The sequence below is a fragment of the Mycobacteroides franklinii genome (genome assembly GCF_002013895.1).
Classification (GTDB): Bacteria; Actinomycetota; Actinomycetes; order Mycobacteriales; family Mycobacteriaceae; genus Mycobacterium; species Mycobacterium franklinii.
In genome coordinates, this window is sequence record NZ_MAFQ01000006.1 from 36,656 (window position 1) to 58,829 (window position 22,174).

26 protein-coding genes are annotated in these 22,174 nt (G+C 63.5%); 15 read left to right on the forward strand and 11 right to left on the reverse strand.

What is annotated here, in order from left to right:
• Window positions 1-45 precede the first annotated feature (45 nt).
• From B4393_RS10010 to B4393_RS10020, 3 genes are read left to right on the forward strand one after another with little or no spacing between them, the layout of a single operon-like run.
• On the forward strand, window positions 46-837 hold the full coding sequence (locus B4393_RS10010; protein WP_078334040.1) for an aldolase: 792 nt from the start codon (window positions 46-48) through the stop codon (window positions 835-837).
• Window positions 834-1,721 carry a dihydrodipicolinate synthase family protein gene (locus B4393_RS10015; RefSeq protein ID WP_078334041.1) on the forward strand — a complete coding sequence of 296 codons (888 nt, stop codon included), beginning with the start codon at window positions 834-836 and terminating at the stop codon, window positions 1,719-1,721. The genes B4393_RS10010 and B4393_RS10015 overlap by 4 nt, the downstream gene beginning before the upstream one ends.
• A gap of 22 nt (window positions 1,722-1,743) precedes the next feature.
• On the forward strand, window positions 1,744-2,880 hold the full coding sequence (locus tag B4393_RS10020; protein WP_078334042.1) for a GTP-binding protein: 1,137 nt from the start codon (window positions 1,744-1,746) through the stop codon (window positions 2,878-2,880).
• On the opposite strand, the gene B4393_RS10025 is transcribed toward B4393_RS10020, so the two are convergent.
• Complete coding sequence (locus tag B4393_RS10025) at window positions 2,877-3,437, reverse strand: CGNR zinc finger domain-containing protein (protein ID WP_078334043.1); 561 nt, start codon at window positions 3,435-3,437, stop codon at window positions 2,877-2,879. The two genes, B4393_RS10020 and B4393_RS10025, sit on opposite strands and share 4 nt — an antisense overlap.
• Window positions 3,438-3,517: 80 nt before the next feature.
• Here B4393_RS10025 and B4393_RS10030 point away from each other — a divergent pair, with 80 nt between their 5' ends.
• The 3 genes from B4393_RS10030 to ctaD all read left to right on the forward strand — a co-directional run bounded on the left by B4393_RS10030 (window position 3,518) and on the right by ctaD (window position 6,629).
• Window positions 3,518-4,012, forward strand: a complete 495-nt coding sequence (locus B4393_RS10030; RefSeq protein WP_078334044.1) for a VOC family protein — start codon at window positions 3,518-3,520, stop codon at window positions 4,010-4,012.
• A complete protein-coding gene (locus B4393_RS10035; protein WP_078334045.1) occupies window positions 4,009-4,881 on the forward strand; it encodes an NAD(P)-dependent oxidoreductase in 873 nt (290 codons plus the stop codon). Before B4393_RS10030 ends, B4393_RS10035 begins: the two co-directional genes overlap by 4 nt.
• A gap of 71 nt (window positions 4,882-4,952) precedes the next feature.
• Complete coding sequence (ctaD, locus tag B4393_RS10040) at window positions 4,953-6,629, forward strand: aa3-type cytochrome oxidase subunit I (RefSeq protein ID WP_078334046.1); 1,677 nt, start codon at window positions 4,953-4,955, stop codon at window positions 6,627-6,629.
• Here the strand turns inward: ctaD and B4393_RS10045 are convergent.
• Both B4393_RS10045 and B4393_RS10050 read right to left on the reverse strand, forming a co-directional pair.
• Window positions 6,626-7,060, reverse strand: coding sequence for a pyridoxamine 5'-phosphate oxidase family protein (locus B4393_RS10045; RefSeq protein WP_078334411.1), 435 nt, complete (start codon window positions 7,058-7,060; stop codon window positions 6,626-6,628). The two genes, ctaD and B4393_RS10045, sit on opposite strands and share 4 nt — an antisense overlap.
• A 49-nt stretch (window positions 7,061-7,109) precedes the next feature.
• Window positions 7,110-7,958, reverse strand: a complete 849-nt coding sequence (locus tag B4393_RS10050; protein WP_236743151.1) for a TIGR03621 family F420-dependent LLM class oxidoreductase — start codon at window positions 7,956-7,958, stop codon at window positions 7,110-7,112.
• 86 nt (window positions 7,959-8,044) lie between these two features.
• Between B4393_RS10050 and B4393_RS10055 the strand changes: the two genes are divergently transcribed.
• On the forward strand, window positions 8,045-9,097 hold the full coding sequence (locus tag B4393_RS10055) for an NAD(P)H-dependent amine dehydrogenase family protein (RefSeq protein WP_078334047.1): 1,053 nt from the start codon (window positions 8,045-8,047) through the stop codon (window positions 9,095-9,097).
• Window positions 9,098-9,163: 66 nt separating this feature from the next.
• On the opposite strand, the gene ppk2 is transcribed toward B4393_RS10055, so the two are convergent.
• From ppk2 to B4393_RS10080, 5 genes are read right to left on the reverse strand one after another with little or no spacing between them, the layout of a single operon-like run.
• Entirely contained in the window at window positions 9,164-10,072 is a 909-nt protein-coding gene (gene ppk2 / locus B4393_RS10060) for a polyphosphate kinase 2 (protein ID WP_078334048.1), read from the reverse strand.
• 53 nt (window positions 10,073-10,125) lie between these two features.
• Window positions 10,126-10,875, reverse strand: a complete 750-nt coding sequence (locus tag B4393_RS10065) for an SDR family oxidoreductase (protein WP_078334049.1) — start codon at window positions 10,873-10,875, stop codon at window positions 10,126-10,128.
• Between the two features lie 9 nt (window positions 10,876-10,884).
• Window positions 10,885-11,748, reverse strand: a complete 864-nt coding sequence (locus B4393_RS10070) for an Fpg/Nei family DNA glycosylase (RefSeq protein ID WP_078334050.1) — start codon at window positions 11,746-11,748, stop codon at window positions 10,885-10,887.
• A gap of 15 nt (window positions 11,749-11,763) precedes the next feature.
• Window positions 11,764-12,513 (reverse strand): precorrin-6A synthase (deacetylating), encoded by a 750-nt coding sequence (gene cobF / locus B4393_RS10075; protein ID WP_070936470.1) that lies wholly within the window; start codon window positions 12,511-12,513, stop codon window positions 11,764-11,766.
• Between the two features lie 6 nt (window positions 12,514-12,519).
• The gene (locus B4393_RS10080; protein WP_078334051.1) at window positions 12,520-13,170 is read right to left on the reverse strand and encodes a TetR/AcrR family transcriptional regulator; all 651 of its coding nucleotides are present in this window, start codon (window positions 13,168-13,170) and stop codon (window positions 12,520-12,522) included.
• 108 nt (window positions 13,171-13,278) lie between these two features.
• On the opposite strand from B4393_RS10080, the gene B4393_RS10085 reads away from it, so the two are divergent.
• Complete coding sequence (locus B4393_RS10085; RefSeq protein ID WP_078334052.1) at window positions 13,279-14,193, forward strand: AurF N-oxygenase family protein; 915 nt, start codon at window positions 13,279-13,281, stop codon at window positions 14,191-14,193.
• Window positions 14,190-14,525, forward strand: a complete 336-nt coding sequence (locus B4393_RS10090; RefSeq protein ID WP_078334053.1) for a DUF4873 domain-containing protein — start codon at window positions 14,190-14,192, stop codon at window positions 14,523-14,525. Before B4393_RS10085 ends, B4393_RS10090 begins: the two co-directional genes overlap by 4 nt.
• On the opposite strand, the gene B4393_RS10095 is transcribed toward B4393_RS10090, so the two are convergent.
• Window positions 14,487-16,886, reverse strand: a complete 2,400-nt coding sequence (locus B4393_RS10095; RefSeq protein ID WP_078334054.1) for an ATP-dependent DNA ligase — start codon at window positions 16,884-16,886, stop codon at window positions 14,487-14,489. The genes B4393_RS10090 and B4393_RS10095 overlap by 39 nt on opposite strands.
• On the opposite strand from B4393_RS10095, the gene ku reads away from it, so the two are divergent.
• From ku to B4393_RS10110, 3 genes are all read left to right on the forward strand, one after another.
• Window positions 16,876-17,685, forward strand: a complete 810-nt coding sequence (gene ku / locus B4393_RS10100) for a non-homologous end joining protein Ku (protein WP_078334413.1) — start codon at window positions 16,876-16,878, stop codon at window positions 17,683-17,685. The genes B4393_RS10095 and ku overlap by 11 nt on opposite strands.
• A gap of 96 nt (window positions 17,686-17,781) precedes the next feature.
• The gene (locus B4393_RS10105) at window positions 17,782-19,011 is read left to right on the forward strand and encodes an Nramp family divalent metal transporter (RefSeq protein WP_078334055.1); all 1,230 of its coding nucleotides are present in this window, start codon (window positions 17,782-17,784) and stop codon (window positions 19,009-19,011) included.
• 89 nt (window positions 19,012-19,100) lie between these two features.
• Window positions 19,101-19,283, forward strand: a complete 183-nt coding sequence (locus B4393_RS10110) for a hypothetical protein (RefSeq protein WP_078334414.1) — start codon at window positions 19,101-19,103, stop codon at window positions 19,281-19,283.
• Between the two features lie 116 nt (window positions 19,284-19,399).
• Here B4393_RS10110 and B4393_RS10115 read toward each other — a convergent pair whose 3' ends face one another.
• Entirely contained in the window at window positions 19,400-19,810 is a 411-nt protein-coding gene (locus tag B4393_RS10115; RefSeq protein ID WP_078334056.1) for a DUF5313 domain-containing protein, read from the reverse strand.
• Window positions 19,811-19,864: 54 nt separating this feature from the next.
• Here B4393_RS10115 and B4393_RS10120 point away from each other — a divergent pair, with 54 nt between their 5' ends.
• The 3 genes from B4393_RS10120 to cynS all read left to right on the forward strand — a co-directional run bounded on the left by B4393_RS10120 (window position 19,865) and on the right by cynS (window position 21,076).
• Window positions 19,865-20,359 carry a MarR family winged helix-turn-helix transcriptional regulator gene (locus B4393_RS10120; protein WP_078334057.1) on the forward strand — a complete coding sequence of 165 codons (495 nt, stop codon included), beginning with the start codon at window positions 19,865-19,867 and terminating at the stop codon, window positions 20,357-20,359.
• Between the two features lie 100 nt (window positions 20,360-20,459).
• Window positions 20,460-20,588, forward strand: coding sequence for a hypothetical protein (locus B4393_RS28285; RefSeq protein ID WP_269085930.1), 129 nt, complete (start codon window positions 20,460-20,462; stop codon window positions 20,586-20,588).
• A 47-nt stretch (window positions 20,589-20,635) separates the two neighbouring features.
• Entirely contained in the window at window positions 20,636-21,076 is a 441-nt protein-coding gene (gene cynS / locus B4393_RS10125) for a cyanase (RefSeq protein ID WP_078334058.1), read from the forward strand.
• A 4-nt stretch (window positions 21,077-21,080) separates the two neighbouring features.
• Here the strand turns inward: cynS and B4393_RS10130 are convergent, their stop codons facing one another.
• The gene (locus B4393_RS10130) at window positions 21,081-22,082 is read right to left on the reverse strand and encodes an immunity 63 family protein (RefSeq protein ID WP_078334059.1); all 1,002 of its coding nucleotides are present in this window, start codon (window positions 22,080-22,082) and stop codon (window positions 21,081-21,083) included.
• Window positions 22,083-22,174 lie beyond the last annotated feature (92 nt).

A 22,174-nucleotide genomic window follows, 5' to 3' on the forward strand; every position in this document is an offset into this window, starting at 1 on the left:
CTATGGTGGTGATCGAACACCTCAAGATCAGAAAGGAGCACGGAAATGGCCAGCACACTTCATGACACCAAGTCCGAGCTGATGGATCGCGCCGAGCGCAGCATGGAGACTCACTTCTCCGACTCGCAGTGGTCCACCCGCCAGAAGGTCGCGATCACCTGCCGCGCACTGTTCGACCGAGGGCACGACTCCGGCCTCGCCGGACAGATCACCGCGAGGGCCGAGAAACCCGGCACCTTCTACACCCAACGCCTCGGACTCGGGTTCGACGAGATCACCGAGGAGAATCTGCTTCTCGTCGACGAGGACCTCAACGTTCTCGACGGCTCTGGAATGGCCAACCCCGCCAATCGTTTCCACAGCTGGATCTACCGGGCTCGCCCCGACGTGCAGTGCATCGTGCACACCCATCCGTTCCATGTCGCGGCGCTGTCCATGCTGGAGACGCCCCTGATTGTTTCTCAGATGGACATCGCACCCTTGTATGACGACTGTGCGTTCCTGCCGGACTGGCCGGGCGTTCCCGTCGGAAACGAAGAGGGCGAGATCATCTCGGCCGCACTGGGAGACAAGAAGGCAATACTGCTCGCCCACCACGGCCACGTCGTCGCCGGCGCCTCCGTCGAGGAATCGTGCTCACTGGCGGTATTGATCGAGCGGGGCGCCAAGTTGCAACTGGCCGCGATGGCGGCGGGAACCATTGCCCCTCTGCCCGATCGGCTGGCCCGCGAGGCCCATGACTGGACCCTCACCCCCAAGCGCAGTATCGCCAACTTCGCCTATTACGCCCGCACCGCACTCGCCAATCACCCCGAGACCCTGAGGAAAATCGCATGACATCAGCTCCCCAGTTCCACGGAATCATCGCCTACCCAGTCACCCCATTCCTCCCCGATGACACCGTGGACGTCGATCGGCTTGCCGAGCTCGTATCCCGGCTCGCGGATGACGGGGCCCACGCCATCGCACCGCTGGGCAGCACCGGCGAGTCCGCATATCTCGAGGAACGCGAATTCGACGCCGTCGTCGACACCACAGTCGCCGCCGTGAACAAACGCGTGCCCATCATCGTCGGAGCCTCGGATTTGACTACCGCCAACACCATTCGGCGAGCACGCCACGCCCAGCAGGCCGGTGCCGACGCGGTGATGGTGCTGCCCATCTCGTACTGGAAGCTCAGCGACCGCGAGATCGCACAGCACTACGCCTCGGTCGCCGCGGCGATCGACATTCCGGTCATGGCCTACAACAACCCCGCGACCAGCGGCGTGGATATGCGACCCGAACTCCTGGTGTCGATGTTCCGCGATATCGACAACGTCACCATGGTCAAGGAGTCGACGGGTGACGTGCGCCGGATGCTCGACATCAAACGCCTCAGCGAGGAGCAACTGCCGTTCTACAACGGCAGCAACCCGCTTGTCCTCGAAGCACTCCACGTCGGCGCATCCGGGTGGTGCACTGCCGCACCGTGTCTAGCGCCGCAACCGTGCCTGGACCTGTACGAGGCGGTGCGCACGGGACGCCACGACGATGCCGCGTCCATCTACGCAGCACTCAAGCCATTGCTGCAGTTCATCGTCGCGGGCGGACTGCCCACGACCGTGAAGGCGGGCCTGGAACTACAGGGACGCGCCGTGGGCGATCCCCGACGGCCACTGCTCCCGCTCGATGCCGAGGGCCGCGAGACGCTGAAGGGGATCCTGGCGTCCACTCCTTAATGATAATGGTTATCATTAAGGAGTGACTACAGCCCAGCTCCTTCCCGTAACCGTGCTCTCCGGATTCCTCGGCGCGGGAAAAACCACTCTGCTCAACCACATCCTGGCCAATACCGAGGGACGCCGCGTCGCGGTGATCGTCAACGACATGAGCGAGGTGAACATCGACGCCGCCCTCGTTGCGGGCACCGGACACCTGAACCGCACCGAGGAGCGGCTCGTCGAGCTCACCAACGGCTGCATCTGTTGCACGCTGCGCGAGGACCTGATCGAAGCCGTCGGAAACCTGGCCCGGCAGAATCGATTTGACCAGCTAGTCATCGAGTCGACCGGAATCTCCGAGCCCATGCCGGTGGCCGCCTCGTTCACCTGGGAGTTCGAGGACGGCACCAGCCTGGGCCAGGTCGCCCGGCTCGACACCATGGTGACCGTCGTCGACGCCTCCACCTTCCTGCCGGAGCTGGCACGCGGCGAGGCGCTGGCCGACCGCGAGATGGCCGCCGCAGACGGCGACGGGCGTTCCATCGCCGATCTGCTCACCGATCAGGTCGAATTCGCCGACGTGCTGATCCTCAACAAGGTGGATCTGGTGAGCGAACGAACCCTCGGCATGGTGGAAACCCTGCTGCGCCGCCTCAATCCCACGGCGACGATGGTGCGGTCCACCGGCGGCGTCGTCGACCTGGATCTGGTGCTGCAGACCGGATTGTTCGATCCCGAGCTGGCCGCCCAGGCACCGGGCTGGGATGAGGAGATCGCCGACGGGCACACCCCCGAAACCGAGGAATACGGCATCAGCAGCATGACCTTCCGTTCGGATCGCCCCTTCCATCCGCAACGCCTCAATACGGCGCTGGAGAACCTACAAGGACTGTTGCGCAGCAAGGGATTTTGCTGGATTGCCAGCCGCCCCGATATCGCCGCGATCTGGTCGCAGGCCGGACCGAACCTGACGATTGAACCCGCCCAGTTCTGGCGCAGCACCGAGATCGCCCCGGGGCAGGAGGTCGTCTTCATCGGCGTGCGGCTGGACCGGCCCCGCGTGCAGCATCTCCTGGAGGCCGCGGTCCTCACCGACGACGAGCTCGCCGCCGGTCCGGAGGTGTGGCGTGACTTCCCCGATCCCCTCCCCGCGTGGGGCCTCTTGCACGCCCATTAGCGGCGTGTAGCAATGGCGGCCTTCTTGGCCCTGTTCCCGCAGGTGTTCATGTTGCACCAGCGCCGATTGTTGGCCCGGCTGGTGTCGACATAGAGACCGTGACAGTGGTCGTCCGAGCACGCCTTGACCCGATCGCGATCGGGGCCGCCCAGTGTCTCGATGGCACTGGCGGCGATGACGGACAGGGCGTCCGCGATGCCCACGCCGCGCCATTGCACATCTGCGCCCTCGAGCACCCTGTGCGGATTGCCGTTCCGGGAGAACGTATTCAACATCCGCACGGCTGATGCAGCCATCCGCCCACCCGCTGCCACCGCGGCGCCCGCGCGGTGGATGCTCTCGCGCAGCTCCTTGGCGGCGGCCAGGTCGGCGTCGGTCAAGGGCACGTCCGAGAAGTCCAACTCGTTGGCTCGCAGCCATAACCTCAACCGTCCCGGGTCGGTCAGCCGTTCGGTAGCCGCCCCCGCACGATCGAAGACGGTGGCGGTAAAGCGGAATGCCAGTACCGCATTGTCCAGCCGAAAAACCGTCCGCGCATCCCCAGCCGTGCTCGCCATACGAACCAGTTTAACCGGTTCGACAGATCTCGGAACATGTTCTACGGTAGAACCGTCTTAACCGGTTCACTGGAGGCGAGATGTCTGTCAACCACATCGGGATCACCGTTCCCGATATCGCAGCGGCAATTGACTGGTACCGCAAGATATTCGGCTTCGAATGCATCATGGGTCCGCGCACACTCGAACCCGGGCCGACCGGAGAGCTCCCGCCGGGACTGGACACCAGGTTCGGCCAGGCCCGGATAGCCGGCCTGCAGACAAACAATGGTGTGGGTGTAGAGCTCTTCGAATTCATCGATCCGGCGACGGACCCGCCACCGCTGCTACCCGTCGAGTACACCCGGCGCGGCACGTGGCATCTGTGCCTGACCGTCTCCGACGTCGAGGGGCAGACGCGCGCCGTCTCGGCGGCCGGCGGCCGGATCATCACCGCCCCACGACCCGTCGTCGCGGGTAGACCATGGACCATGTCCTATCTGACCGACCCGTGGGGCACGGTCATCGAACTGATGAGTCACGACTACACCGAGATTTTCGCCAACTGGCCCACCGAAACAGGAGCACACCAATGAGCACAATTGCCGTCGTCGGACTAGGGGCCATGGGAAAGGCCATGGCAGACAATCTTGTCCGGTCAGGGCACGAGGTTTCCGTATGGAATCGCTCGCCAGGACCCGTCGAAGAGCTCGCCGCGGTCGGTGCACGACCACTCGAATCTGCGGCACAGGCCTTCGAGTCCGGTGTGGTGTTCTCGGTGCTGGCCGATGATCACGCCGTATCCGACACCTTCCTCACCCCAGAGGTCCTTGCCGCTGGACGGGGAGCGCTGCACGTCAACCTCGCGACCGTCAGCACCCAGCTGGCCGACCGTGCCACCGCACTGCATGGTGAGCACGGGGTGGGATATGTCGCGGCGCCGGTGTTCGGCCGGGTCCCCGTCGCCCAAGCCGGGCAGTTGCAGGTGCTGGCGGCGGGTGCGTCCGACCAAATAGACAGGGCACAACCATTCTTGGACGTCATCGGGGCACGCACCTGGCGATTGGGCGATGTGCCGCGGCAAGCCAATGTCGTCAAGATCATCGGGAATTTCCTCATCGCATCGGCCATCCAATCGTTGAGTGAAGCCGTCAGCATGGCGGAGCGATCCGGTGTGGATTCCGCGCTGTTGGTGGAGCTGTTGACCAGCACGCTGTTCCAGGGCCCGGCGTACAGCAGCTACGGCAAGCTCATTGCTACCTCAACCTACGAACCGGCTGGATTCACAACCACCCTGGGCCGCAAGGACGTTGGACTGGCACTCGACGTGGCGGCAGACACCGGGCTGCGGCTGCCGTTTGGCGAGGTACTGCGATCGGTTCTCGATGAGGCACTCGCGAGCGGGCACGCCGACCTGGACTGGTCCTCGATCGCCGATCTACAGCGGGCGCGCGAGGCAGGATGACTATGGCATGATGTCCGCAGGAATGCCTCACGTACACAGGCGAATCGCACTGTTTCGTATGGAGGTTTCCTGTGGCTATATCCCTCAAATTGGCGGCGAGCCGACCCTTTCCCCCGCGGGTAGGGCCTAAAGGCTCTCTTATCTACCGCCTTATTACCACCACCGATCACAAGCTGATCGGCGTCATGTATCTCGTCACGTGTTTTGCCTTCTTCATGGTGGGCGGATTGATGGCGCTGCTCATCCGTGCCGAGCTCACCACACCGGGACTGGCATTTCTCTCCAATGAGCAGTACAACCAGCTGTTCACCATGCACGGCACAGCGATGCTGCTCTTCTACGCGACGCCCATCGTGTTCGGCTTCGCCAATGTGGTGCTGCCACTGCAGATCGGCGCCCCCGACGTGGCGTTCCCACGGCTCAACGCGCTATCGTTCTGGCTCTTCCTGTTTGGTGCGCTCATCGCGCTGGCCGGGTTCATCACCCCCGGCGGTGCCGCCGACTTCGGCTGGACCGCCTACACCCCGCTCTCCGATGCCATCCACTCACCGGGTGCCGGTGCCGACCTCTGGATACTGGGCGTCGCGGTCGGCGGATTGGGCACCATCCTTGGCGCGGTCAACATGATCACCACCATCGTGTGCATGCGTGCGCCGGGCATGGTCATGTTCCGGATGCCGATCTTCACCTGGAACATTCTGGTGGTCAGCGTGCTGGTACTGCTGGTGTTCCCGCTGCTGGCGGCGGCAGCCATCGGTCTGGCGGCCGACCGGCACTTGGGCGCACACATCTTCGATCCCGCCAACGGCGGAGTTCTGCTGTGGCAGCACCTGTTCTGGTTCTTCGGACACCCCGAGGTCTATGTGTTGGCGTTGCCGTTCTTCGGAGTGGTTTCTGAGATCTTCCCGGTGTTCAGCCGCAAGCCGATCTTCGGTTACACCACATTGGTCTTCGCGACCCTGGGTATCGGAGCGTTGTCGATCGCGGTGTGGGCGCACCACATGTACGCCACCGGCGCCGTGCTGCTGCCGTTCTTCTCCTTCATGACATTCCTGATCGCGGTTCCGACCGGTATTAAATTCTTCAACTGGATCGGCACAATGTGGAAGGGGCAGTTGACCTTCGAGACACCCATGCTGTTCTCGATCGGCTTCCTGGTCACCTTCCTCTTCGGCGGTCTGACCGGTGTCCTCCTCGCCGCTCCCCCCATTGATTTCCACGTCACCGACTCGTACTTCGTGGTGGCGCACTTCCACTACACGCTGTTCGGAACCATCGTGTTCGCCAGCTTCGCGGGCGTGTATTTCTGGTTCCCGAAAATGACGGGCCGGCTGCTCGACGAGCGCCTCGGCAAGTTCCACTTCTGGTTGACGTTCATCGGCTTCCACACCACGTTCCTGGTGCAGCACTGGCTGGGTAATGAGGGCATGCCGCGCCGGTACGCCGACTACCTACCCACCGATGGCTTCACGGGTTTGAACATCGTGTCAACGATCGGCGCATTCGTTCTCGGTTCGTCGATGCTGCCGTTCGTGTGGAACATCTTCAAGAGCTACCGCTACGGCGAGGTCGTCACGGTCGATGACCCGTGGGGCTACGGCAACTCCCTGGAGTGGGCCACCAGCTGCCCGCCGCCGCGGCACAATTTCACCGAGCTGCCCCGGATCCGTTCGGAGCGCCCGGCGTTCGAGCTGCACTACCCACACATGGTCGAACGCATGCGCGCCGAGGCGCACGTCGGGCACTAGCCCGGAACGTGGCCTCCGTCCGGCTCACGCCCGAACACGAAACGGCGGCCGGTGATCTGCGCCGGGATGATGCGCACATAGTGCAGTTTCAGGGTGGGTATCCATGGATACAGGCCGGCCCCGTCGGCCTCGTCGATCTCAACCGAAGTGCTGAGTATCTGTGCGGCGCCGCGCACGACCACGCTCCAGCCGCCGATATCGTTGTGATCGTCCGCCTCGAACAACACCTGGTCGCTCACCACCGCACCAAAGAGTTTGGTGCCCTCTGCTGTTCGGAACAGTACGGTGCCGCGCTGGGTCACGAAGTTGATAGGAAAGATCTCCGGCCTGCCGTCGATCACCACCACCAGTCGCCCCAATTTGGCACTGGCCAGCAGCGTCCAGCTTTCGTATTTTTCGAGCAGGGTCACGGGTTCCGAATCGGGAGTCATGACCCCGATGATCATCTGCCGCGGCATCGGAGGATAGATGCGAAGGTCCTTACTTCAGCGCAGCGATCAATGAGTGAAAATCACTGAGTCCGTGCGGATCTGCCCCCATGTATGTCAGATAGGAGATACCGAGTTCTTCGCGCAGAGAGATGATTTGCTCAACCAGCTCACTGTGTGATCCGTGCAGCAGAGTTGGCGATGCCAGTAGCTCTTCGTCGGAATCACCCGGTCGGTATACACGCATCAGCCCCAGATCCGGCGCGCGGTCAATCGCAATATCGAAGATCCCTAAGTTCAACTCCGGCTTGTCGGCACGCTGAGCAGCGGCATTGCGAACGTATGCGGCACGCTCGGCGAGGTCGGTGCGCGTCCCAGCATCAGAGATCGCGACGATATCAGCCTGCTGTGCTGCAAGTTTCAGGATCTTGTCGCCCTTGCCCGCGATCATGATCGGTACGGGCGACTGAACTGGTCGCGGCCAATGATCCGGGCTTGAGAGCAGGCCCCGCAGCGCATCGACCGCGTCGGCGAGCTGCTGCACCCGTCCGGCAGGGCTCAGAAAGGGCGCTCCTGCGGCCTCGTACTCCTGCTGGACGTAGCCGGCCCCCAGCCCGATCTCAATGCGACCGTCGGTAAGCCGGTCACAGGTGGCGATGTCGCGCGCAAGTAGACGCGGAGAATAGAAACCGGTGGTCAACACGAAGCTACCAACCCGGATGTTCGTCGAAACACTCGCAGCGGCAAGCATTACCGGGAAGGGTGCACCGACTCCGAGGTGGTCGGGAACCACGACGACGTCAACACCGCAATCCTCGGCCCGTCGCACCTGATCGCGAATCTGGGCCGGGTCTCCATGGGAGATCAGATTCGTCCCAAACCGAAATCCGTGTCTAATCACCGAGATTCCCACCTCTCAAGATCTGGACCAAGCACTTGTTTGGTGTTATGCAGGTCTGAGGTTACCGGCTGCAAGGAGACAATGACATGGTCTATCGGGTAGTCCAGTGGGCGACGGGGGAAGTCGGCAGGGCGGCGATCAGCGCGGTGCTCGCGCACCCGGAACTACAGCTGGTCGGATGCTGGGTGCACTCACCGCAGAAGACCGGCGTCGATGTTGGCGAGCTCATCGGGCAGTCCCCCATCGGGGTGATCACCACCAACAGTCTCGACGACATCGTCTCTCTGGATGCCGACTGCGTGATTTACAGCCCGCTACTTCCCAACCCGTCGGAGGTGGCGGCATTGCTCGCCTCGAAGAAGAACGTCGTCACCCCGGTCGGCTGGTTCTACCCCGATAGTTCCGGCCGCGACCTGGACGCCGGTGCCCGTCAGGCCGGGGTGACCTTGCACGGCACGGGAATTGACCCCGGTGGCATCACCGACCTGTATCCGCTGATCTTCTCGTCCATGACCTCCGCCGTCACCTACGTGCGGGCCGAGGAATACTCGGACATCCGCACCTATGGCGCGCCGGACGTCATCCGGCACATCATGAAGTTCGGCGGCACACCGGAGGAAGCCGTGAGCGGGCCGATGCCCAAACTGTTGGGCGGCGGATTCAAACAGTCGCTGCGGATGATCCTGGACGGCATGTGCTTCGCGGACGTCGAGATCCGGCCGGACCTCAAGGTCGCCGTTGCCACCGCGGACATCGAATCTCCGATCGGCACCATCCGGCCCGGATCGGTGGCCGGTCAACAGTTCTCCTGGGAAGCATTCGTCGGCGACGAAGCCGTCGCGCGGATCGCGGTGAACTGGTTGATGGGTGAGGAGCACTTGGACCCCGTCTGGTCCTTCGGCCCGAGCGGTCCGCGCTACGAGGTCGAGGTGCGGGGCACGCCCTCGTCGTCGTGCACCATTACCGGCTTTCATCCCCACAGCGTTCAGGCCGGACTCGTCGCCAACGAGGGCGTTGTCGCCACGGCGGCCCATTGCGTCAACTCTGTGCCCTATGTCTGCGAGGCCGAGCCGGGACTCAGGTCGTACCTGGATCTTCCGCTCATGGCGGGCAGGGCCCATCCTCGGTTCCACCGCTGACCGGCCGAGCCGAGGCTCCCGTTACGCAATGCGGCGATCTTCGCCGGTGTCTCGACCTCCGCGCTCCTAGCGCGAACCCGCCTTCTCTCCCTCTTCAAAGACTGCCGAGGCAGGTCCGACAATCAGTGGGTCCGGACTGCCCACAATCGCCGAGTCTTTGTTGTCGTAATCGAACTGCGAAAGCACGTGGCGCATTGCCTCCAACCGGGCGCGCTTCTTGTCGTTGCTCTTGACCACCGTCCACGGTGCAAAGTCGGTGTCGGTGTAGAAGAACATGGCCTCTTTGGCTTCGGTATAGGCGTCCCACTTATCGAGAGACGCGAGGTCGGTGGGCGAGAGTTTCCAGTGCCGAACAGGATCGGTACGCCGGGCCGCGAACCGGGCCAGCTGCTCCTTGCGGCTCACCGAGAACCACAACTTGATCAGGTGCGTCCCCGAATTCACCAGCATGCGTTCGTATTCCGGAGCCTCACGCAAGAATTCGGCACATTGTGCTGGTGTGCAGTAGCCCATCACACGCTCCACACCCGCGCGGTTGTACCAGGAGCGGTCCATCAAGACGATCTCACCACCACTGGGTAGGTGGGCCGTGTATCGCTGGAAATACCACTGACTCTGTTCCACCGGTGTCGGCTTCTCCAGCGCCACCACGCGGGCACCACGGGGATTGAGATGTTCGGTGAATCTCTTGATGGATCCACCCTTACCGGCGGCGTCGCGGCCTTCGAAGACGATGCAGATCTTCTCGCCGTTCTCCTTGACCCACAGCTGCAGCTTGAGGAGCTCGATCTGCAGCTTGCGCTTGGCCTTGTCGTATTCCTTGCGGGTGAGTTTCTCGTCGTAGGGATAGCCCTGTTTCCAGGCGTCCTTGGCCTCTTTATTGCGTTTGATCCCACCGCGCAGACTCGCGAGTTCATCGAGTTCGGCGGCATAGTCCACCGTGACGGAAGCGTTGTGTTTCTTTTCCTCGCCCATATATGCAGCATCCCACGTGGGCACAAAGTCCCATACGGGAAACCCGTGGCCGACTAGGCGAGGCGTCCGGCCAGTCGAGGCGGCAACAGCCGCATGACCGCCATCACCGGTTCCCACGGCCAACGCGGCACCGCCGCCCGCCCGGGTTCCTTCTCGATGGCATCCACCATTGCCGTCACTCCGGTCAATGTGTCCACCATCATCGGGGTGGTCGGCGACTTGGCGCTCAGATCGGTCTGGATGTAGCCGGGCTCGATGGTGCTGACTTTGATTGGGCCGCGGGCGTATTCGGCGCGCAGCGACTCACCCAACGAGGAAAGTCCAGCCTTGCTGGCCGCATAGGCGGCCTTGGTGCCGGGCAGTCCCTTGGCCGCCGTCACCGAGGAGATGAGCACTAGGTGCCCGTAGCCCTGCTCTTTGAACAGCGCCAGCGCAGCCTCGATCTGCACCAGGGCACCGATGAGGTTGGTTTCGATGGTCTGGATGTTGGCCCAGGACTTACCGCCGCCCAGATGCCAGCCCTTGGCGATACCCGCGTTCACGACCACGCGATCCAGGCCACCGAGCTCGTCACGCAGCTCACCAAAGACCACCGGCACGGACTCGTGGTTGGTGACGTCCAGGGGCCGCACGGCGACCTTGATTCCGGGGTTGGCTGCCAGCAGCTCGGCCTTGATCTCTTCCAGCGCCTCGGTGCGCCGGGCACACAGCGCCAGGTCACGTCCCTTCGCGGCGAACTGACGGGCCATCTCAGCGCCCAGGCCGGAGCTCGCCCCGGTGATGAGGATCTTCTGTCGCGTCACGTGGTCACTTTATTTGAGGAGCCGCGAGAGCCGACGGTCGGCCAGCACCTTGCCGCCGGTCTGGCACGTCGGGCAGTACTGGAACGATTTGTCGGCGAACGACACCTCCCGCACCACATCACCGCACACCGGGCAGGGCATCCCGGTGCGGGCATGCACCCGCAATCCGGATCGCTTCTCCCCCTTGAGAGTTGCCGCCTGCTGCCCCACGCTGCGCTCGACCGCGTCGGCGAGAACCAACTGCATGGCCTCGTACAGCGCGGCCCGCTGGCCCTCGGAAAGCGTCTTTCCGCTGGCGAAGGGAGACAGCTTGGCCACATGCAGAATCTCGTCGCTGTAGGCGTTGCCGATTCCGGCAATCACCCGTTGATCCGTGATCACGTTCTTGAGCCGGGCCGTGGTTCCGGACAAGATCTCAGATAGCCCGGCGGCCGTCAGCGATAGGGCATCGGGTCCCAGGGACGCGATCTGTGGCACGGACGCCGGGTCCGTCACCACCCACACGGCCAACCGTTTCTGGGTGCCTGCCTCGGTGAGATCGAATCCTGCAGCGTCGCCGGGCGTTCCGAGATGCACCCGCAGTGCGATGGGCCCCTTGCCCGGTTTGAGCGGTGCCGCGGCCAACTTGTCCGACCAGCGCAACCACCCGGCGCGCGAGAGATGCGCGATGAGATAAAGGTCCCCCGCTTGCAGGCCCAGGTACTTGCCCCAGCGCGTCGCCCCCGTCACCGTCCGACCGTGCAGGGCGGTGATCGGCGGATCGAAAGTCTTGAGCACGGAAAACGCCGCGACATCGACTCTGCCGACGGCCGACCCCACGGCGTGGCGGCGCAGGTGATCGGCGAGCGCCTCGACTTCCGGTAGTTCGGGCATGGGCTCAGTCTGCCTCTACGCGCCGACACTCCGCAGCAGGTAGGTATCCATGATCCAGCCGTGCTCGGCACGCGCCGAGGCACGTACCTCGGCGATCCTGTCGCCCACCTCCCCTACGGTGCCCGATACCAGCAGTTCGTGTTCGGTGCCCAGATACGCGCCCCACCAAATCTGGGTCGACGGATCCAGCTGCCGAAACGCGCAATCGCCGTCGAGCATCACCACGACCGTCCCGGCCCGGGGCCACTCCGCCAACAGCCGCCGGCCCGTCGTGATGAGCACCGGCTCCCCGATACCGTTCAGCACAATCCGGTGCCGGGCGGTCAGCGCGGAGATCGCGGTGATACCCGGCAGCACGTCGTATTCGAATGCGTGGGGATCCTCGGCGAGGATCGCATCCAGGATGCGCAGTGTGCTGTCGTAGAGGGACGGGTCCCCCCACGCAAGGAAAGCGCCAGTGCCGCCGTCGGGCAGCTCGGAGGCAATTGCTTTGCCCCACAATGCCGCCCGTTCGGCATGCCACTGCTTCACCGCGCCGCGGTACTCGCCCTTCCCCCGCACCGGATCGGGTAGTTCGACAAAGCGGTAGTCGGGTTCGGTGATGTACCGCTCGCAGATGTGCCGGCGCAGCTCGACCAGATCGTCCTTCGTGTCGCCCTTATCGGCGACGAAGAACGCGTCGACCTCATTGAGCGCCGCGATGGCCTGCACGGTCAGGTACTCGGGATGGCCGGCACCGATACCGATGACGCGAATCCGTCGCATCGCGACTTACGAAGCAGCCGAATCGGAAGTCAGCACCGCGGAGATCTCCTCGGTGATCGCCGAGACGGTGAGCAGGTTGCCGATGAAGTCGCCCAATTGCTCGTCGGTCTGAGTCTCCACGACACCGGGAGTCACCAACAGCGAGGCGGCGATCCGGAAGCTCCATTCGGCGGCGGCCTTGACGTTGATGGTGGCCAGCTGCGCCTCGGTGAGCAGTTGGCGGAAGTACGGCGCCAGCAAGATCGTCGTCTGGTCGATGAACGGGCGGGCCTTCACCGTCAGATACGGCAGCACCTGCTCGGGGTTCTCCTTCAGGCCCTTTTGCAGCAACGGGTGGTGACGGCCGTGCTGCACGATGCGCACAATGGCGTCGATGAACCCGGCGCGGGGGTTCTTGGCGGCCGCGAAGACAGGCTCCAGCATCTCCCCGAATCGGAGAAACTCGCGGTGGAACAGTGCCTCGATGATCGCCGCCTGGTCACCCACATGTTTGTAGACGGTGGGCCGGGACAGGCCGGCCTTCTTCGCGATCAGCGCATGCAACCGCGCCTCATAGCCGTGCTCCAGCAAGCACTCTTCAGCGGCATCGAGGATGCGGCGGCGAATCTCGCCGTGGTCGCGGGTACGGCCGCGGTGGCTTGACCGGCTCACTTTCATCGGTGCCCACTTTCATTCGCCACGAAATTACGTGGCACTTCGCGTCTCACTTGACGCCTCAACCTGCAACGTTTACGTTTAACATCTTAACGGAAAGGACTGTCGACGGTGACGGCTACCCTGAACAACGGCCCCGCTCGCACCCCAAATCGGGAGGAATACTCCGACCGACTCCTCAAGGGCACGGTGCGGCGCTCCTACCAGCCGATCGTGGATCTGGACTGGGACGCGCCGTTGGATCCGGACAAGTACTACCTACCACCCAAGGTCATCTCGCTATACGGCACCGACGTGTGGAACAACATGTCGCGCGCCGAACAGATCGAGCTGTCGCGGCACGAGATGGTCAACCTGCTCTCCACCGGTATCTGGTTCGAGAACATGCTCAACCAGGGCCTGTTGCGGGTGATGATGCACGCCAATCCCATCAGCAGCGAGACGTTGTACTCACTCGCCGAAATCGGTGATGAGACACGGCACATGACGATGTTCGCCAAGGCCATCGAGAAGACGGGCCTGCCCGCGTACCGGATGCCCTGGCACCAACGCGCGATGGCCAATCTGCTGCCGCTGGCACTCAAGGGCCCTGTGCTGTGGGTGGCCGCGCTCATCGGCGAGGAGATCTTCGACGCACTGCAGCGCGAGATCATGGACGACCCGGAACTACAGCCACTTGTGCAGCGGCTCATGCGGATTCATGTCACCGAAGAAGCCCGGCACATTCAGTTCGCACGTGACGGTATTCGGCAGCGGCTGGACCGCACCCCCAGACGCGTCAAGGTCATCCTGCGCCTCACCAACGGCCTGGGTGGACCCATCTTCCGGTACCTCCTGACCAACAAGAAGATGTACGAAGCGGTCGGGCTTCCCGGCCGCGCGACCACGCGGCTGGCCCGCAGCAATCCGGCCTTCCAGGAAGCCTCGCAGACCGGTTTCGCGCCGCTGTACAAATTCCTGGAAGACACCGGTCTCATGGGCCGGCTGTCCCGCCGCATGTGGCGCAGGACAGGATTCGTCGCGTGAGCGAGCCCGGCAGGAACAACGCAGAAGACGACGACGTCTTCGACGGCACCGCCGTCATCACCGCGGGCGAGTTCTCCGTCGAGTCCCGGATACGTCTCATCGGTTTCTTCAACCCGCTGGACGGCAAGTTCCACTGGCAGGGAACGATTTACGCCAAGCCGGAGGGCGGGGAGCTCAAGGGCGGCACCCAGGTCACCATTGCCGTGGGCGATACCAGCGCACAGGGGCGCATCACCGAGCAGACCCCGTGGGGCCACTTTTCGGTCGCGGGTGTCGGTGCGCCGCCGTACCCGCTACCCGAGATCGAGCTCGAGCTCGACGTCGCGAACTGACTTGTCGGGGCGCAGACCGCGCCAGCTGGAGTGCTTCAGAATTCCACCAGGTGTGCGGTCACCGTAGCGGACCTCGCCGACCAGAACCGGCTCGACAAACTGCACGTCCCTGGCCTCGACCGCGGACAACGGTGCACTAAAAGGTGATTCCTCGCGGTGCAGGGGTTCCAGTCGCTCCTTGAGCGAGGCCAGCTCCTTCTCGGTGAACCCGGTACCCACCCGGCCCGCGTAACGCAGCCCACTCTCGTCCGGTATTCCCATGAGCAGGGCCCCGATTCCACTGCTACGCCCACCCTGGCCCTTACGCCAGCCGCCGATGACGACCTCTTGACCGCTCCAGTTCTTTGCCTTGATCCAGGACTGCGTTCGGCCCGGAATATATGGGGAATCCCTCCTCTTCGCGACGACCCCTTCCCAGCCTTGATCGTGCGAATGCGCAAGGGCCGCCACCCCATCGCCGCTCAGCTGGTCCGGGACGGTCATCGATTCGGTGCCGGATCCCAGTACCTCGAGCAGGCGGCGTCGGTCACGATACTTAGTGCGCAGCAATGATTTTCCGTCCAGGTATAACAGATCGAATGCCCAGAATCGGATATCGGCGCTCGGTGTCCTGTTCTGCAGCAGCGAAAAGCTGGGCAGGCCCTGCGGATCCAGCACCACCACCTCGCCGTCGAGCACCACGCGGTGTTCGGCCAGTTCGTGGGCAAGTCGCTGCAAGGCCGGGAATTCGGCGGTCACGTCGCGCCCGCTGCGCGCCAGTGCTCTCAGCTGCCCGTGGTCGCACTCCAGGATGAGCCGGTAGCCGTCCCACTTACCTTCGAACGCCCATTCATCGGCATCCAGGCCCGCCACCGAGCCGGTGGTCGGCAGCATCGGCGCGAGGCCGGCGGGCATCTGGCGCTCGGCTACGGGAGATCGCTGATCCTTCATCCGGTGCGCCAGCCATTGCTTGCCATTGGTTCGAATCAGCGCGTACCGTCCCGTGATTCGCCCGCCGTGCAGAGTGACGATGACCTCCCCTTTTTGCTCGCCTTCGGCTCCAGAATCGTCACGCGGATCGATGAACTTCTCGGTGTCGTAGGTGCCCGAGTCCCAGATGGTCACCTCCCCGGCCCCGTACTCACCCTTCGGGATGACGCCTTCGAAGCCCCCGTATTCCAGCGGGTGATCCTCGGTGTGCACCGCAAGGTGATTGACCGACGGTTCCATCGGCAGATTCTTGGGCACCGCCCATGAGACCAGCACACCATCACGCTCCAGCCGGAAGTCATAGTGCAGCGCGGTGGCGTGATGCTCCTGGATCACGAACGAATTATTTTGCCCGGCTTCCGGTTTGACGGCAGGCACGGGTTCCGGGGTACGTGCGGGATCGCGCATGCTGCGGTATGTGGACAACCTGTCCTCGATGATCGCCACGTCGTCGAGACCTGCCAGCAGATCGCCGTCACGCTCGGCCCGCGCCAGCACCTCGGTGTACCGCAGCTGACGCAGCCCGGGATCATCAAGCTCCTCCCAGGTACGCGGCGCGGCAACGGTCGGCGTTTCACGGCCACGTAGCGAGTACGGGGCTACCGTCGTCTTGGAGCCGCTGTTCTGACTCCAGTCCACGAACACCTTGCCCGCGCGCAACTGTCGGGTCATCGTCGCGGTCACCAAATCCGGCATCGCCTGCTCCAGCTGAACAGCGACCTTCTTCGCCACCGCCACCGCACCGGATGAGCTGACCGGTTGCCCCAGCGGCACATACAGGTGCAGGCCCTTGCTCCCGCTGGTCAAGGGAAACGTCGTCAGACCGATATCGGCGAGCACATCGCGCACGGCCCGGGCGACCCGAGCCAGTTGCGGCATGGTCACACCCTCACCGGGATCCAGGTCGAAAACCAATCGAGTTGCCGGGCCGGGGTTTTCGCCACCATCTGCTCTTCGCGCAAGCGGCTCGTCGCCCACGAATCGCCACTGCGGCACATGCACCTCAAGTGCCGCCTGCTGCGCGATCCATGCCAGCGCAACAGACGTGTCGATCAGCGGGTAGGTGACATAGCGGGACTTGTGCTCGATGCGCCGCCGCGGGAGCCAGTCCGGAGCCGACGAAGCCAGGTCCTTCTCGAAGAAGGACGGCTGGTCAACGCCATTGGGCCACCGCTTGCGGGTGACCGGCCGGCCCGCGACATGCGGCAACATGTACGGCGCGATTGCGGTGTAGTAGCCGAAGACGTCCGCTTTGGTAGTGGCCGGAGCGGTCCCCGTAGCCGGGTACAGCACTTTTTCCGCATTGGACAAGCGGACAACCGCAGTCGACCCCGAGCCGGATGTCGCCGACTCCGCGGCTCCGGTGGGCCATACTGGGGATATGCGTTCCATCTGGAAGGGCTCCCTCGCCTTCGGGCTGGTGAACGTCCCTGTCAAGGTATACAGCGCGACCGAGGACCACGACCTCAAGTTCCATCAGGTCCATAACAAGGACAACGGCCGGATCCGCTACAAACGCACCTGCGAGGAATGCGGGGAGGTCGTCGAATTCCGGGATATCAACAAGGCCTACGAGGCCGAGGACGGCCGCACCGTCGTCATCACCGACGAGGATCTGGCGAGCCTGCCCGCTGAGTCCAGCCGTGAGATCGAGGTGTTGGAATTCATTCCTGCCGCCGAGCTCGACCCGCTGATGTACGACAAGAGCTACTACCTGGAGCCTGACAGTAAGTCCTCGAAATCGTATGTGCTGCTGGCACAAACACTCGCACAGACCGATCGGGTGGCGATCGTGCATTTCGCGTTGCGCAACAAGACACGGCTCGCGGCACTGCGGGTCAAGGACTTTGGCTCGCGCCAGGTGATGATCATCCACACCCTGCTGTGGCCCGACGAGATTCGTGAACCCGACTTCCCGGTGCTTGATCAGGAAGTGAAGATCAAACCGGCGGAACTGTCGATGGCCGGACAAGTCGTGGAGTCGATGGCCGACGATTTCGATCCGAGTCGATACAACGACACCTATCAATCGCAGCTGCTGGAGATGGTGGAGGCCAAGCTCGAAGGGGACGAGGCGTTCACCAAGGAAGAGGCACCCACCGAGCTCGACGCCACCGATGTGTCGGATCTGCTGGCCAAACTCGAGGCTAGCGTCAAGAAACGCCAGGCGGAGAAGGCCAGCACCAACTAGTCGCCGAATGCCGCCGCCTACGGTCGGCCTCGCCTCGCCCTAAAGTTTCGGGTACTCTAACTTTTCTATTCGGAGTGCTTGAAATAGGAGGTCTGCGTGCTGGAGCGGCAGAAGCAGGCGCGATCATCACGCGGGCTCTACCTCCTCGGGCCCGCCTTCGTCGCAGCCATCGCCTATGTCGACCCCGGAAACGTCGCCTCGAACGTCAGCGCCGGCGCCAAGTACGGCTTCCTGCTGGTGTGGGTCATCATCACCGCCAACGCGATGGCCGGAATCGTGCAGTACCTCTCGGCGAAACTAGGCCTCGTCACCGGGCAATCGCTACCAGAGGCGATCGGCGGTCGTATGTCACGCCCGGCCCGGCTGGCATTTTGGCTACAGGCCGAATTGGTCGCCATTGCAACGGATCTGGCCGAAGTCGTCGGCGGCGCCATCGCACTGAACCTTCTGTTCAACTTGCCGCTGCTCCTCGGCGGTGTCATCACCGGAATCGTCTCGATGGTGCTACTGACCGTGCAGGATCGCCGTGGCCAGCGCTCCTTCGAGTATGTGATCTCCGGCCTGCTGGCCATCATCGCGATCGGCTTCCTGGCCAGTGTCGTAGTGGAACCTCCGCCGCTGGCCAATACCGTCGGCGGCCTCATCCCACGCTTCCAGGGCACCGAGAGCCTGTTATTGGCGACGGCAATGCTGGGCGCCACCGTCATGCCGCACGCCGTATATCTGCATTCGGGCCTGGCCCTGGACCGGCACGGGCGACCGGAAGAGGGCGAACCACGCCGCAGGCTCCTGCGCATCACCCGCTGGGACGTGAGCCTGGCGATGGTGTTCGCCGGAGCCGTCAACATGGCAATGCTGCTGGTGGCCGCCACAAATCTGCGGGGGCGCGATGGTGTCGACACTATCGAGGGTGCTCACGCCGCGGTCCGCGACAGCCTCGGGCCCACCGTGGCGCTGTTGTTCGCGATCGGCCTGCTGGCATCCGGACTCGCATCGTCCTCGGTCGGCGCCTACGCCGGCGCGATGATCATGCAAGGACTGCTGCGCCGGTCTGTCCCGATCATCACGCGACGGCTGATCACGCTGCTGCCCGCGCTGGCAATCCTCGCGGCCGGCATCGACCCCACCTGGGCCCTCGTGATGTCGCAGGTAGTGCTCTCCTTCGGCATCCCGTTCGCCCTCATACCGCTGATCCGATTGACCAGCGACCGTCAACTGATGGGTACCGACGTCAACCATCGGATAACGGCGTTGCTGGGCTGGATCATCGCCGCGCTGATTTCGGCACTGAACGTGGTTCTGATTGTCCTTACCCTTGCGAACTAAATTCACCTGGGAGTAGGCTGTGAATCATGAAACGAATCCTGCCCTCGGCCAGTCGATTTGGGCTGGCAATGGGAGTCGTTGCTAGCGGTTTGTTCATGGGCGGTATCGCCTCCGCAACCCCGGCAAAGGCCGATCCCGACATTTGCGGCTCGGTAGATACCTACCCCCGAGTTACCGTGTGCGCCGACTCCGGCTGGGACCGTGATTGGGACCGGGGCTGGCATGGCAACAACGGCTGGCGCGGTAAGGGCCACTGGAAGCACTGGGACTAACAGCCCAGCGTCGCCGACTCTCACCGCCCGGATGAACTCCGAGGCGGCGGTAGTCGGCGACTTTTGATCACCAGAGCAATTACTCAGCGCACCAGCATCTTCGAAGTACCGCGCCGTTAGATGGGGCCACTGCTGGAATGGCCGTCACCGCTGCGCGGCCCGAACCTCCGCGCGTAGTCCTCGTGGATCCACGCGTCCTTCTGACGCTTGAGCACATCCACCAGGCCAGGATCCAGATCATGTTGCACGAGCCGGTGACGCCGCCACACCTTGTTGAGGGCATGGGCCATGATCAGCACCCACACGTAGATGGGCACGGTCATTTCCATGTGCACATAGAGCGAGGCCGGCAGTAGCCAGAACGGCGCGAGGATGAACAACGGCGGAATCGCGCAGCGCAGGATGTGCCGCCGCACAGCCCCCTTGCCCGCCAAATCCTTGGCGACCCAGTCCTTCATCGAATCAGGAAGACGCCGCCCGTAGCAGTAGGCGACGTACTGGAGGAGATTCGGACGGTCGGCGGCCATAACTAGATTGTAGACTAATAATTAGTGCACTAACTAATAGCAAGGACAGTGAGAATGACCGCAGTCTCGCCCGAGGTGGACCCGTTGGCCCTGGAACGGCAGGTGTGCTTCGCGCTGGCCGTGACCAATCGCGCGGTACTGGCGGTGTACCGACCGCTGCTCGCACCCCTCGGGATCACCCACCCGCAGTATCTCGTGATGCTCGCGCTCTGGGATCACGCCAAGAGCGGCAGCGAGGAATACCGAGAAGCCTTGTCCGTCAAGCAAATAGCTGCGCTACTGCAAACCGACTCGGCAACCATCTCGCCCATGCTCAAGCGACTCGAGATGCTGGGGCTCATCACTCGCCCACGCAGCACCGCCGACGAGCGCACCACGCATGTCACCCTGACCAAACAGGGCGCCGCACTGCGCCGAAAGGCGCTCAAGGTCCCCGCCGCAGTGGTGGAACGTCTGGGCGTGAGCCTCGCCGAACTCGAGAGCCTCCACAAGGTGTTGACCAGGGTAAACGCCGCCGCGCTGGCCGCCGGAGCACTGGACACGGAGTAACGGACCGCACCCTTTGTGACGTCCGACACATACCTCTGTACACCGATCGGTCTACGTGCTGCAATGCTAGTAGACCGATCGATATACCAAGGAGGTCATCATGTGGACAGACTCAGGCGTACTCATCGCGATAGTCCTCGTCACCGTGGCCATGCTCTGGACAGCCAGTGGTGAGAACTCGATGAACTATTACCAGCGCGATGCACAGAAGGGCTTGTGGCAGCGCTAGTTAGCGCTTGATTTGCGGCCAAGGTAGGCGTCTGTTTGTCTGACGTCATGACCAAGGAAGAAGCCGCCGAACTGATCACCGCGCGCCGCGTCGAGAAGAACCTGACGTGGCAGGACATCGCGGAAGCGATTGATTCACCGCTGATTTGGACCATCGCCGCACTGTTGGGCCAACATCCGGTGCCCGAGGCCAAAGCCGCAAAGGTCGCCGCGCTTCTCGATCTGGGGCCGCAAGTCACCAGCGCACTACGCGCGCAGCCGTACCGCGGCACACTGGACGGCGGCGCACCCGCTGACCCGACGATCTACCGGCTTTACGAGGCATTGAGCGTCTACGGGCCCGCGATCAAGGAAGCCATCCATGAGGAGTTCGGCGACGGCATCATGAGCGCGATCAACTTCAAGATCGATGTCACGCGCCGCCCGGACCCCGACGGCGACCGCGTGGTCCTGACCTTCGACGGGAAGTTTCTCGACTACCGCTGGTGATCGCTCACAGCAGCCCGCGGATGTTACGGCCCGTGATGGCACCCCATTTGGTGTCGAGCGCATTCATCAGCAGCTGCCAGTACGGCGCCCACAACGTGCGTTGCGCCATCGCCGGGGGCATCGTCTTATAAGTGGCCGCCTGCTGCGTCCACCGCCACGCCAATCCCCTGGCCACGTCGTCGATGCACCAGTAAATGAGCTCGTTCGGATTGGTCGTGGTCTTCCACATGAAACCCTTTTTCGGATCACGTGTGTGGTACCAGAACTGTGCTCCGTCGAGTACATACTGCGGAGCGGTGTTGGAGTGCCGCTCGCCCTTGGCCAGCTCGGTCGGTACGGGTACCTCTGAGATTGCCACTTCCCCCGCGAGCCGGCTCAGCACCGCGATGCGCACATCGACCTGCTCACGGATCCACTCCGAGCTGCCCGGGCTCCCTGGCTCCGGCGCCGGTGCTGCCGCAGACGGGACGGCGGGAGGCGCGGGCTCTGCAGCTGCCGGCTGATCCACCGGCCCCGGGGCTACTTGCTCGACAGCTGCCTGCCCCGCAACATCGACGATTGCCCCACCCGCCCAGTCGACCTTGGCCGGGTTGAGCACTCCGTCCTCTTCGAGCGACAGATCGACGACATAGGCGACGTCGACGAGGACGTCACGGGCACCGGGCGCAAGGGACACCCCGGGGCGCCGGGGACCCAGCAGCGCGACATGCACCATGAAAAACTCACCGTCATCGTCCCGATCGCAGTACTCACGTTCATATCGGGCGGCATCAGCGGCGTCGAATCGGTGTTTGACCGGGGGTTCCAACAGCACACTGCAGAATTGCACCGGATGGTTGGCATCACCGTCCAACATGCCGAGTTCTGTTGCGGTAATGGGCAGTTCGGCAGCCAAGCTAGCCGCGGCATCGTCCGCCGCAGCACGGATGGTGAACATGCGTGCGTCGGGTGGCCAATCGTCTGGCTCCGGCGCGGCCCCCTGGTGACCGGTGGAATCAACCGTCATGGTCTTAACCGTATGGCAATCGTGTACTTCGGGCGACGATGGTGCACCCAGACCTGTTATTTTTACCGACAGACCGTCCCCGCTGGGGGGAG